Genomic DNA, 12400 nt, shown 5'->3' with positions numbered 1-12400 from the left:
TCGAAAATGGCGCGGCGGGGGGATCTACACCATAAGGTGCTAGCGTTGCGTCTTGTCCTGCCCGTCCTCTTCGCCGAACAGCAGTTCGTGTGTCAGCGGGTCGTAGTAGCGCATCAACTCGCGGACGAAAATCTGCGGGTCGATCTTGAAGGCCTTGGCAAAGGCGACGTAGCGCTCCGGTGGAATGCGGCCACGCCCGGTTTCGATCTGAGAGATGAAGGAATAATATTCGATCCCCACCTGGTCGGCCAATCCCCGCTGCGACAGGTTGGCGTTCTCGCGCAGTATCCGCAGCCAGCGCCCGCCCAGATGGCGAAGGCGTGTCACCTCGTCGGTGTCCATGCCGTGTTGTGGATGACCATACATCTGTCCGCTCCCTGCCCAAGACCAGCAGCCACACGGCTATTCAGGTCACTATACTGCTTAGACGGGAAGCGTCCCAGGGGCAACCGTCAAACCGTCTCTATTGGAAAGAAATACTGCGGTGCAGCAATAATGTCTGATTCTGCCGCAATTGGTTATTCATTCAGTGATGTGGAATAATTGAAGCGACGAACAACGATCGCCATGCCAAATCCGATATACAACCGTGGAATTTCGGGAGGCGTCGACGTTGTCCGGCGCCCTAGCTCGACGGCTTGGTTTGGTCCCCACATGTGACGATACGATAAAGCCAGCAATGTATAAATGTTGCTAAACCGTCGAGCGGATTCGTGCGGCCAGTTCGCTGTTGGGCGGCCTCAGCCGGCATGGTGCCGCAGCCAGTTCGTGTGCACCCAGCCCCGGTTGGGATGCGTTACCTCGCGGGTGACGATCGAGTCGCAGCCGAAGCTGCCACGGTAGACGACGCCGGCCCATTCGCCTTTCTGATCGTAGACGAGAACAATTTCGCCATTGTAGAGCTCACCGAGCTTCGGGTAATGGCTGCCGGGGCCGGCGCGCACGGCAAGGAAGCCGTCGCCGTTCGGGTCGAGCCCGCTGACCATGCTGGACGAGCAGGAGGCCATTTGGCCGTCCGAGGCATGTTCGATGATTGGTACATGCAGATCGTTGGCGCTTGCACCTGCCCCAAGGGCGATGAATAGAAGTGCGCCCAACGGACCATTCGTGCGCTGCATGGTCTTGCCTCCCCTTGCCGGCCAACTGCGCCGTTCCTGGACGCGAGGCGGCTTTCGCCCCGCAAAAGGATGCCCTGCCGCCAAGGATGCGACAACGCAATCCAGGTCGAAAATGGCAGCGAAAGCGACATTTCAGGTCCATTGCGCGTTGCAGTTGCGGCAAACCTGACGGGGGCGCAAGGACCGACCAGGCTGGCTTTGACCGTCCGCCTTTCGCCGGGCCGCTTTTGCCTTTATGGCTCGACCGCGCGAGACCGATCAGGGAGCCTGTCATGCCGCTAGCCATCAACCGCGAGGTTTTCATCACATGCGCCGTCACCGGTTCGGCAGACACGGCCGGCAAGTCGCCGCATGTGCCGGTGACGCCGAAGGCGATCGCCGAGGCGGCCATCGATGCGGCCAAGGCCGGTGCGGCGGTTGTCCACTGCCATGTTCGCGATCCCGAGACCGGCGCGCCGTCGCGCGATCCGGCACTCTTTCGCGAGGTGACGCAGCGCATCCGTGACGCCGAGACCGATGTTGTGCTCAACCTCACAGCCGGTATGGGCGGCGACCTTGTGCTTGGCGGGACTGAGCATCCGCTGCCGCTCGACGACGCGGGCACGGACATGGCTGGCGCCGCCGAGAGGCTTTTACACATCGCCGAATGCCGCCCCGAGATCGCAACGCTTGATTGCGGCACAATGAATTTTTCGGCCGGCGACTATGTAATGACCAACACGCCGGCCATGCTGCGCGCCATGGCCGTCGGCATGCGCGATCTGGGCGTACGTCCCGAGATCGAGGCTTTCGACACAGGACATTTGTGGCTTGCGAAGAGCCTCGTCGAAGAAGGATTGATCGAGGCGCCGGTGCTGCTGCAACTGTGCATGGGCATTCCCTGGGGTGCGCCCGACGATCTGACGACCTTTCTCGCCATGGTGGCGAACGTGCCGGACGGCTGGACTTTCTCGGCCTTCTCCATCGGCCGCAACGCGCGCGCCTATCCCGCGGCAGCTGTCCTGGCCGGGGGCAATGTGCGCGTTGGATTGGAAGACAATCTCTATCTCAGGAAAGGTGTGTTGGCGACCAATACCGACCTCGTCGAAGAGGCGGTGAAGGTGGTGGAGGGCATGGGCGCAAGCGTCGTCGGCCCGGATGCTGTGCGCCGGCGCCTCGCGCTGAAAAAGCAATAGGAGACGAACGATGATCGACAAGGCCGCAGCCATTGGGGGTGGTGTGATCGGCGGTGGCTGGGTCGCCCGCTTCGCGCTGAATGGCATCGACGTTGCCGTCTTCGATCCGGCGTCTGATGCCGAGAACGTGGTCGGAGAAATCCTCGCGAACGCCGAACGGGCCTATCGCCGGCTCACCGATGCACCGCTGCCGGAAAAAGGCAGCGTCACCTTTTGCGCAAGCCTGGAAGAGGCCGTTGCCGGTGCCGACTGGGTACAGGAGAGCGTGCCGGAGCGCCTCGATTTGAAGCACGAGGTCCTAGGCTCGATCGGCAGGGCGGCGGGGCCGGACACGCTGATCGGCTCGTCGACCTCCGGCTTTCGCCCGAGCGTGCTTGCCGAAGCGTTCGGCAGCGGGCAGGCGGCGTCTGGTTTCTTCGTCGCCCACCCCTACAACCCGGTCTATCTGCTGCCCGGCGTTGAGTTGGTGGCCGGCGAAAAGACAGCCCCCGAGGCGATCGAAAAGGCCAGGACCGCGCTTGCGGCCATCGGCATGAAGGGCCTCCTCGTTCGGCGCGAGATCGATGCGTTCATCGGCGACCGGCTTTTGGAGGCGCTCTGGCGCGAGGCCCTGTGGTTGATCAAGGATGGGGTTTGTGACACCGAGACGCTAGACGATGTCATCCGCTACAGTTTCGGTCTGCGCTTTGCGCAGATGGGCATCTTCGAGACCTACCGTATCGCGGGCGGAAGGGCCGGTATGGCCCATTTCCTTGCCCAGTTCGGCCCCGCGCTGAAATGGCCGTGGACGCATCTGACCGATGTTCCTGATCTTGATGAGGCGCTTGTCGGCCGCATCGCCGAGCAGTCCGACGCGCAGGCCAGGGGCCGTTCGGTGCGCCAACTGGAAGCGATACGCGACGACAATCTGACCGCGATCCTCAACGCGCTGAAGGGCGCCGAGGACGGCGCTGGGTGGGGCGCAGGTGCGCTCTTGCAGGCATACGAGGCCGGCCTTCGCGCCGGACGAAAGGATGTGCCATAGTCGCCTGAAAGATCTCAGCATCAAGAAGGACAGACGATCGATGTGGACCGGAATCCTCCCCGCCGTCACGACCAAGTTCAAGGCGGACGACACGCTCGACCATGCGGAGAACGCCCGCTGCTACGGGCTGCAGATGGATGCAGGCTGCGACGGCCTCATCGTCGCAGGATCGCTGGGCGAAGGTCCGATGCTGTCGCTGGAGGAGAAGCTGGACCTTTTGAAGACTGCGCGGGACGCAGCCGGCGGGAAGCCGGTCCTGATGACGGTCGCCGCAGCGGCCACACGCGATTCCGTCGCGCTCGCCAAGGCGGCAGCGAAGGCCGGCGCCGATGGGCTGATGGTGGTCCCGAGCCTCGTCTACGAGACCAACAGGGCCGAAACCCTGGCAACGCTCCGTGCGGTGACGGAGGCGGCCGATCTGCCCGTGATGATCTATTCCAACCGCGTCGCCTACAAGGTCGATATCACGCCTGACCTGATGGAGGAGTTGGCCAGCGATGCGCGGTTCGTCGCGATCAAGGAATCGTCGGACGACATTCGTCGCACTACCGAGATCATCAACCGGCTTGGAGACCGCTACAAGATCCTGACCGGCGTCGACAACCTTGCCTTCGAGGCGCTGTCGGTCGGTGCGGTCGGCTGGGTGGCGGGCCTTGTCTGTGCATTCCCGAAGGAAACGGTGGCGATCTACAAACTCGTTCAGGCCGGCCGTACCAGGGAGGCGCTTGAAATTTATCGCTGGTTCCGCCCGCTGCTCGATCTCGACGTCTCTTCCTATCTGGTCCAGAACATCAAGCGGGCCGAAGTGCATGCGATCGGTTCAAACGATCGCGTCCGCGCCCCGCGTCAGCCGCTTTCCGGCCCGCTTTCCGAAGCGGTCGACCGCATTATCACCGCCGCCATGGAGACGCGTCCGGCGTTGCCGGAACTCTAGCGGCTAGCTGACGCTCTCAGGCCCGCCATTTCCATTCGCGCCCACCCGTGCAAAAAGCGCTGCGTTGCAAGAAAGGGAGGGCCCGATGGGGATCGCAATCTGCCGAACGCGCGAGGAACTACGCGATCGGGTTCGAGGCTGGAAGTGCGACGGGCTCAAGATAGCCGTGGTGCCGACGATGGGCGCGCTGCATGAGGGTCACCTCAGTCTCGTGCGCGCAGCGCTCGCGCGCGCCGACCGGGTGATCGTTACTCTCTTTGTCAATCCCAGACAGTTCAACAGCGCTGCCGATCTCGCCGCCTATCCGCGAACGGAACACGAGGACGCGGAGAAGCTGGCGCCGCTCGGCGCGCATCTGCTGTATGTTCCGGACGGCGAGGAGGTCTATCCGCCCGGTTTTGCGACCAGCGTTTCGGTGACGGGCGTTAGCGAAGGTCTGTGCGGCGCGTTCCGCCCTGGCCACTTCGACGGTGTCGCGACGGTTGTGGCAAAGCTGTTCCTTCAGACCGCGGCGGACTACGCCTTCTTTGGCGAGAAGGATTATCAGCAACTGCTCGTGGTGCGCCGCATGGCATGCGATCTGGATATCCCGATCGAGGTGGTTGGTTGTCCCACAGTGCGCGAAAGCGACGGGCTGGCGCTTTCGTCGCGCAACCGGCGTCTGCCTGATGATACGCGCGGCGCTGCTGCCGGTCTGTCGGCGGCTCTGATCGCCGCGCAGACCGATATCGAGGCAGGCGTGCCGGTCGCCAAGGCGCTGGACGAGGCACGGGTCGCTATCGCAGCGCTTCCCGGATGTCGGCTCGAATATCTCGAACTGCGCGCTGCACATGATCTTGCTCCGCTGCCGGAAGCAGACCGCCCGGCGCGGCTTCTCGTAGCAGCCTGGTTTGCCGATATCCGCCTGATCGACAATGTCGCCGTGAACCATTCCGGCTGAGAAAATCGAAGCGCACGGAAGAAATTCAAACTTAAAATTTCATACTTGAAACTGTTTTGCCGCTCTGCCATTGTCGAGATGACAAAAGGGAGCGAGCGCGATGCGTGTTGCATGTCTGGGCGGAGGACCCGCAGGGCTTTATTTCGCGATCTCGATGAAATTGCGCGACCCGTCTCACGAGGTCGTCGTCTTCGAGCGGAACAAGGCCGACGACACATTCGGCTGGGGCGTTGTGCTGTCGGATGAGACACTCGACAACCTGATGACGAACGACGCGAAAAGTGCCGAAGCGATCCGCGGCCACTTTGCATACTGGGACGACATCGCCGTCTTCCACAAGGGAACGCGAACAGTCTCGACCGGACATGGATTTTGCGGCATCGGCCGCCAGAAACTGCTGATGCTGCTCCAGGAGCGCGCCCGCGAACTCGGGGTCGATCTCAGATTCCAGACCGAGATCGAAGACGTGACGTCCTATATGGACGCGTACGATCTGGTGATCGCGGCCGATGGCCTGAACTCCAAGGCGCGCAAGACGTTCGAAGAGGTCTTCAAGCCCGATATCGACGTGCGCGAATGCAAGTTCGTATGGCTCGGCACCCATCAGAAATTCGACGACGCCTTCACCTTCATATTCGAGAAGACGAAGCACGGCTGGGTCTGGGCTCATGCCTACCAGTTCGATCCCGACACCGCGACCTTCATCGTCGAATGCTCGCAAGAGACCTGGGACAATTTCGGCTTTGGTGCGATGAGCCAGCAGGAGTCGATCGCGGTCTGCGAGGAGATATTCAAGGACCATCTCGACGGTCATTCGCTGATGACCAATGCCAACCATATCCGCGGTTCGGCCTGGATCAATTTTCCGCGCGTGCTTTGCGAGCGCTGGTCTCACGAAAACCTTGCCTTGATGGGAGATGCGGCCGCTTCGGCACATTTCTCCATCGGTTCGGGCACCAAGCTGGCGCTCGAAAGTGCGATCGCCATGGCCGATTACGTTCATTCCGAACCAACGCTGGAGGCCGCCTTCACCAAATATGAAGACGCGCGGCGCCTCGAAGTGCTGCGACTCCAGTCGGCGGCGAAGAATTCGCTGGCCTGGTTCGAGGACGTCGAGCGCTATCTCGACCTCGATCCGGTCCAGTTCAACTATTCGCTGCTCACCCGTTCGCAGCGGATCAGTCACGAGAACCTGCGGCTGCGCGATGCCGAATGGTTGGAAAGCGCCGAGGGCTGGTTCCGCAGCCAGGCCGGTCTCAACGGCAATGAGCCGGTGCGCCGTCCCATGTTTACGCCATTCCGATTGCGCGATCTGGAGCTGAAGAACCGCATCGTGGTCTCGCCGATGGCGCAGTACAAGGCGGTCGACGGCTGTCCGACCGATTGGCACCTGGTCCACTATGGCGAACGCGCCAAGGGCGGCGCCGGTCTCGTCTATACCGAAATGACCTGCGTTTCCCCCGAGGGCCGCATCACGCCGGGCTGCCCAGGCTTCTACGACCCTGCGCACGAGGCAGCCTGGAAGCGGATCGTCGATTTCGTTCACACCGAAACCGATGCGAAGATCTGTGCCCAGATTGGCCATTCAGGCGCCAAGGGTTCGACCCAGCTCGGTTGGCAGGAGATGGATGCCCCCTTGAAGACGGGCAACTGGCAACTGCTCGCCCCCTCCGTGGTGCCGTGGTCGGATCGCAATTCTGCGCCGAAGGAGATGGACCGCGACGACATGGACCTTGTCCGCGACCAGTTCGTCGCGGCCGCTGAAATGGCCCGTCGCTGCGGTTTCGACATGCTCGAAATCCATATGGCGCATGGCTATCTGCTCTCGGCCTTCATTACGCCGCTGACCAACCGGCGCACCGACGAATACGGCGGCAGCCTGGAAAATCGCATGCGATATCCGCTGGAGATCTTTCACGCCGTCCGCCAGGTCTGGCCGGAAGGCAAGCCGATCTCCGTGCGCATATCCGCCAATGACTGGGTCGAAGGCGAGGGTGTTGGGCCGGCCGAAGCGGTGGAAATCGCGCGCATGCTGCAGGCGGCGGGGGTCGACATCTGCGATGTCTCCGCCGGCCAGACATCGAAGCGGGCGAAGCCTGTTTACGGCCGCATGTTCCAGACGCCCTTTTCCGACCGCATCCGCAACGAAACGGGCATGGCGACCATGGCCGTCGGCAACATCTACGAGCCGGATCATGTCAACTCGATCCTGATGGCCGGACGCGCTGACCTGGTCTGTCTCGCCCGACCCCATCTCGCCGATCCCTACTGGACGCTGCATGCGGCGGCGCAGCTCGGCGACCGCGCAGAGGCTTGGCCCGCACCTTACTGGCCCGGACGCGACCAGCTCAATCGTCTGGCCGAACGGGCCGACCAGACAGGTGGTGCGGTGTGACGGATCGGCTTGCAGATCGTCACGCCCTGATCACGGGCGGTGGTTCCGGTGTCGGCGCTGTGATCGCGCGGACCCTCGCTGACGCGGGCGCGAGTGTCACTATCCTGGGTCGGCGCATCGACGCGTTGCAAGATGTTGCGCGATCGAGCGATCGCATCCATCCGGTCGTAGCCGATGTCACCGACGAAAGTGCGTTGGCAGGCGCCTTTGCCGAGGCGACGGCGGCGCGCGGCGCGCCCTCCATCGTCGTTGCCAATGCGGGTGCCGCGCAAAGCACACCCTTGCACCGCATGGAAATGGCGGACTGGCAGGCGATGCTTGCGGTCAATCTGACCGGTGTCTTCGGCACGTTCAGGGTGGCGCTGCCTTCAATGCGCGCGGCAGTACATGGACGCCTGATCGCCATAGCCTCCACCGCCGGCCTGAAGGGCTATCCCTATGTGGCCCATTATTGCGCTGCCAAGCACGGGGTCGTCGGCCTCGTGCGGGCGCTGGCGCTGGAAACGGCCAGGACCGGGATCACCGTGAACGCGATCTGCCCCGGCTTCACCGAAACGCCTCTGCTCGAGCGCTCGATCGACAACATCATCGAAAAGACCGGAAAGAGCCGCCCGGAGGCCGAGGCCGCCTTGACGGCCAACAATCCCCAAGGACGTTTGATCCAGCCTTCCGAGATCGCCGACACGGTGCTCTGGCTTTGCGGGACAGGTGCGGCATCCGTCACCGGACAGGCAATCTCCATCTCCGGGGGGGAGACATGAGCGACATCGAGCCAATGGATCTGGCGCGTCCCGACATCGCGCGGCAGCGCCTGCGTGTCTGGCTCAAGCTACTGAAGACGCAGCGCGGCATCGAGGCGGAGTTGCGTGAGCGCCTTCGTCTGGAGTTCGGCACCACGCTGCCGCGTTTCGATGTGCTCGCGGCGCTCTATCGGGCCGAGAAGGGCATGAAGATGAGCGAGCTGTCGGCCGAACTGATGGTCTCGAATGGCAACGTCACCGGCATCGTCGAGCGTCTCGTCACCGATGGCCTTGTGGTGCGCGTTTCGGTCAAGGGCGATCGCCGCGCCATGCTGGTGCGCTTGACCAACAAGGGCCGGGCGGACTTCGCGGCAATGGCGACCGTTCACCGCGGTTGGGTCAGCGAATTGTTGCAGGATGTCGATGACGGCACCGCTGACGAATTGCTTTCGCTGCTGGGATTGATCGACAGGAAACGGGAACGCGAATGATGACGTCAATGAAGGGTCTGAAGCCGACACATTTCGAATGGGAAACCGACGGATCGATCGCACGCATTCGATTAAGCCGTCCCGACCGCAAGAATCCGCTGACCTTCGAAAGCTACGCCGAACTTCGCGACACCTTTCGCGATCTCCATTATGCCGACGATATCGACGCGGTGGTTTTTCTCCCCAATGGCGGCAATTTCTGCTCCGGTGGCGATGTGCACGACATCATTGGCCCGCTGACGGGGATGGACATGAAGGCCCTCTTGTCCTTCACGCGTATGACCGGCGACCTCGTCAAGGCCATGCTCAATTGCGGCAAGCCGATCATTTCGGCTGTCGATGGTGTCGCCGTCGGTGCCGGCGCGATCATCACCATGGCATCCGACATCCGGATTGCCACGCCTGCCGCGAAGACAGCGTTTCTGTTCACAAAGGTGGGTCTTGCCGGTTGCGACATGGGCGCCTGCGCCATGCTGCCTCGATTGATCGGGCAGGGAAGGGCCGCAGAACTCCTCTATACCGGCCGCTCGATGAGCGCCGAGGAAGGCGAGCGCTGGGGTTACTACAATCGGCTTGTGGACGCCGACGATCTTGAGACGGACGCCATGGAGATCGCCAGCCGCATCGCTGCCGGTCCGAACTTCGCCCATTCGATCACCAAGACCCAGCTCAACCATGAATGGTCGATGGGTCTGGAACAGGCGATCGAGGCTGAGGCGCAGGCACAGGCAATATGCATGCAGACCCAGGATTTCCATCGCGCCTACCACGCATTCGTGGCGAAGCAGAAGCCGGTTTTCGAGGGCAACTGATGGCTGACGGCTCCTTCCTGGAATGGCCCTTCTTCGAAGATCGCCACCGCGCACTTGCTGGACAGCTGGAAGAATGGTGCAAAACGCACCTGCCTGTCGACCACAGCGACGTCGACGCCGCCTGCAGGGATCTTGTCATGGCGCTGGGCAAGGCCGGTTTCCTCTCACATTCGGCGATCGAACCGGACGGTGGCGGCCCGCTCGACGTGCGCTCGCTGGCACTGATCCGCGAGACCCTGGCGCGCCATGACGGTCTCGCCGATTTCGCCTTCGCCATGCAGGGGCTCGGCACCGGCGCGATATCGCTGTTCGGCACGGACGAGCAAAGGGGATGGCTCAGAAGGACGCGGGCTGGCGAAGCGATCTCTGCCTTCGCACTGTCGGAGCCCAAATCCGGCTCCGACGTCGCCAATATGGAGATGATCGCGGAACGAGATGGCGACAGCTATGTACTGTCCGGTGAGAAGACCTGGATATCCAATGGCGGGATCGCCGATCTCTATTGTGTCTTCGCGCGCACCGGCGAAGCGCCGGGGGCGCGTGGCATTTCCGTTTTTCTGGTGGCGGCCGATACACCTGGACTGGCAATCGCCGAGCGGCTCGAGGTCATCGCCCCACATCCTTTGGCCAGACTGACGTTCCGTGACTGCCGTGTGCCGGCGTCGGCCATGATCGGCAAGCCGGGCGAGGGCTTCAAGATCGCGATGTCGGTGCTTGACGTCTTTCGCTCCACGGTCGGCGCCGCGGCGCTGGGCTTTGCCCGCCGGGCGCTTGACGAGACGATCCACCGCGCGCGCAATCGCGAGCTTTTCGGCGCCCCGCTCGGCGACCTGCAGATGGTCCAGGGGCATATCGCCGACATGGCGCTCGATGTCGATGCCGCCGCACTTCTGGTCTACCGGGCGGCCTGGACCAAGGACATGGGCGCCCCGCGCGTGACGAGGGAAGCGGCGATGGCCAAGCTCTATGCCACCGACCGCGCACAACAGGTCATCGACAAAGCCGTGCAGATTCATGGCGGTGACGGCGTTCGCAAGGGCTCCATCGTGGAAAGCCTTTACCGCGAAATTCGCGCACTGAGGATCTATGAGGGCGCCTCTGACGTCCAGAAGGTCGTGATCGCGCGCCAGGTGATGGGAGGATGACGATGCAGCTGGGACCGACGGGTCACGTCGACACGTTCGCGCGGGACAACTTGCCGCCCTTCGACCAATGGCCTGAAATCGACCTGTCCGGGTTCGACTACCCCGACTATCTGAATGCGGGCGTCGAGCTCACCGACAGGCTGGTCGAGAAGGGCTACGGCGACAATACGGCGTTGATCGGCAATGGCCGCCGTCGCACCTACAAGGAACTGTCGGACTGGACCAACCGTCTGGCGCATGCGCTGACGGAGGATTACGGCGTCAAGCCGGGCAACCGCGTTCTGATCCGCTCCGCCAACAATCCGGCGATGGTCGCCTGCTGGCTTGCCGCGACCAAGGCTGGCGCAGTTGTCGTCAACACCATGCCGATGCTGCGCGCCGTCGAATTGGGCAAGATCGTCGACAAGGCGGAGATTTCGCTGGCGCTGTGTGACACGCGGCTGATGGATGAACTCGTCGCCTGCGCCAAGGACAGCCGCTTCCTCAAGAAGGTCGTCGGTTTCGACGGCACCGCGAATTTCGATGCCGAGCTCGATCGGATCGCGCTCAACAAGCCGGTTCGATTCGATGCCGTGAAAACCGGCCGCGACGACGTGGCGCTGCTCGGCTTCACCTCGGGCACGACCGGAGAGCCCAAGGCGACCATGCATTTTCACCGGGACCTCCTGGTCATTGCCGATGGCTATGCCAGGGAAGTCCTGAACGTCACGCCGGACGATGTCTTCGTCGGCTCGCCCCCGCTTGCCTTCACCTTCGGTTTAGGTGGGCTGGCGGTCTTCCCCTTGCGGTTCGGAGCCGCGGCGACGCTCCTCGAAAAGGCGACGCCGCCCGACATGATCGAGATCATCCAGACCTACCGCGCGACGGTCTGCTTCACCGCGCCGACGGCCTACCGCGCAATGTTGGCGGCGATGGACGAGGGGGCCGACCTTTCCTCGCTGCGCGCCGCGGTGTCGGCCGGCGAGACGCTGCCCGGCCCGGTCTTCGAAGCCTGGGCAAAAAAGACCGGCAAGCCGATGCTCGACGGGATCGGCTCGACGGAAATGCTCCACATCTTCATCACCAACCGGTTTGACGACGCCAGGCCCGCTTGCACCGGCACACCGGTCAATGGGTATCGGGCAATCATCGTCGATGACGACATGCGGGAGGTGCCGCGCGGCACGGTGGGCAAGCTTGCCGTCAAGGGGCCGACGGCCTGCCGCTATCTCGCCGATTCAAGGCAAAGCAACTATGTTCGCGACGGCTGGAACCTGACAGGGGACAGTTTCTTTCAGGACGAGGACGGCGCATTCCATTTTGCCGCGCGCTCCGACAACATGATCATTTCCGCCGGATACAACATCGCCGGACCGGAAGTGGAGGCGGCTCTGCTTGCGCATGACGACGTGGCCGAATGCGCCGTCATCGGTGTTGACGACGAGGCACGTGGACAGATCGTCTGCGCGCACATCGTCCTGAACGACCCGGCGCTGGCCTCGGATGCGATGGCCAAGAGATTGCAGGATCACGTCAAGGCGACGATCGCGCCTTACAAATACCCCCGTCAGATACATTTCGTCGACGCGCTGCCGAAGACCCAGACAGGGAAAATCCAACGATTCAAGCTGCGCGAAGGGGCATGAG

The 12400-nt window shown here is 62.8% G+C and carries 11 protein-coding genes and 1 pseudogene; 10 read left to right on the top strand and 2 right to left on the bottom strand.

The window, feature by feature from the left end:
* Positions 1-39: 39 nt before the first annotated feature.
* Together CN673_RS07940 and CN673_RS07935 are read right to left on the bottom strand one after the other, a co-directional pair.
* The gene (locus CN673_RS07940) at positions 40-366 is read right to left on the bottom strand and encodes a helix-turn-helix domain-containing protein (RefSeq protein WP_099865729.1); all 327 of its coding nucleotides are present in this window, start codon (positions 364-366) and stop codon (positions 40-42) included.
* A 374-nt stretch (positions 367-740) separates the two neighbouring features.
* Complete coding sequence (locus CN673_RS07935) at positions 741-1118, bottom strand: SH3 domain-containing protein (RefSeq protein WP_114149039.1); 378 nt, start codon at positions 1116-1118, stop codon at positions 741-743.
* 272 nt (positions 1119-1390) lie between these two features.
* On the opposite strand from CN673_RS07935, the gene bcoG reads away from it, so the two are divergent.
* The 10 genes and pseudogenes from bcoG (at position 1391) to CN673_RS07885 (ending at position 12399) form a co-directional block, all read left to right on the top strand.
* Entirely contained in the window at positions 1391-2293 is a 903-nt protein-coding gene (gene bcoG, locus CN673_RS07930) for a 3-dehydrocarnitine:acetyl-CoA trimethylamine transferase BcoG (RefSeq protein ID WP_099865728.1), read from the top strand.
* Between the two features lie 10 nt (positions 2294-2303).
* A pseudogene (locus CN673_RS07925) lies at positions 2304-3296 on the top strand (3-hydroxyacyl-CoA dehydrogenase NAD-binding domain-containing protein); the annotation flags it as partial.
* 61 nt (positions 3297-3357) lie between these two features.
* Positions 3358-4251: a dihydrodipicolinate synthase family protein gene (locus tag CN673_RS07920; RefSeq protein WP_099865726.1), complete on the top strand. Its 894-nt coding sequence runs from the start codon at positions 3358-3360 to the stop codon at positions 4249-4251.
* 85 nt (positions 4252-4336) lie between these two features.
* A complete protein-coding gene (panC, locus tag CN673_RS07915) occupies positions 4337-5191 on the top strand; it encodes a pantoate--beta-alanine ligase (protein WP_099865725.1) in 855 nt (284 codons plus the stop codon).
* A gap of 100 nt (positions 5192-5291) precedes the next feature.
* The gene (locus CN673_RS07910) at positions 5292-7586 is read left to right on the top strand and encodes a bifunctional salicylyl-CoA 5-hydroxylase/oxidoreductase (RefSeq protein WP_099865724.1); all 2295 of its coding nucleotides are present in this window, start codon (positions 5292-5294) and stop codon (positions 7584-7586) included.
* The gene (locus tag CN673_RS07905) at positions 7583-8347 is read left to right on the top strand and encodes an SDR family NAD(P)-dependent oxidoreductase (RefSeq protein ID WP_099865723.1); all 765 of its coding nucleotides are present in this window, start codon (positions 7583-7585) and stop codon (positions 8345-8347) included. The genes CN673_RS07910 and CN673_RS07905 overlap by 4 nt, the downstream gene beginning before the upstream one ends.
* On the top strand, positions 8344-8817 hold the full coding sequence (locus CN673_RS07900; protein ID WP_245409829.1) for a MarR family winged helix-turn-helix transcriptional regulator: 474 nt from the start codon (positions 8344-8346) through the stop codon (positions 8815-8817). The genes CN673_RS07905 and CN673_RS07900 overlap by 4 nt, the downstream gene beginning before the upstream one ends.
* Positions 8817-9629, top strand: coding sequence for an enoyl-CoA hydratase family protein (locus CN673_RS07895; protein ID WP_099866096.1), 813 nt, complete (start codon positions 8817-8819; stop codon positions 9627-9629). Before CN673_RS07900 ends, CN673_RS07895 begins: the two co-directional genes overlap by 1 nt.
* Positions 9629-10774 (top strand): acyl-CoA dehydrogenase family protein, encoded by a 1146-nt coding sequence (locus tag CN673_RS07890; protein WP_099865722.1) that lies wholly within the window; start codon positions 9629-9631, stop codon positions 10772-10774. Before CN673_RS07895 ends, CN673_RS07890 begins: the two co-directional genes overlap by 1 nt.
* The gene (locus tag CN673_RS07885; protein WP_099865721.1) at positions 10771-12399 is read left to right on the top strand and encodes an AMP-binding protein; all 1629 of its coding nucleotides are present in this window, start codon (positions 10771-10773) and stop codon (positions 12397-12399) included. The genes CN673_RS07890 and CN673_RS07885 overlap by 4 nt, the downstream gene beginning before the upstream one ends.
* The last annotated feature ends 1 nt before the right edge of the window (position 12400 follow it).

The sequence above is a fragment of the Neopararhizobium haloflavum genome (genome assembly GCF_002750855.1).
Classification (GTDB): domain Bacteria; phylum Pseudomonadota; class Alphaproteobacteria; order Rhizobiales; family Rhizobiaceae; genus Georhizobium; species Georhizobium haloflavum.
Note: the sequence above shows the minus strand (reverse complement) of the source record. Positions and strands in the feature narration are given on the sequence as shown.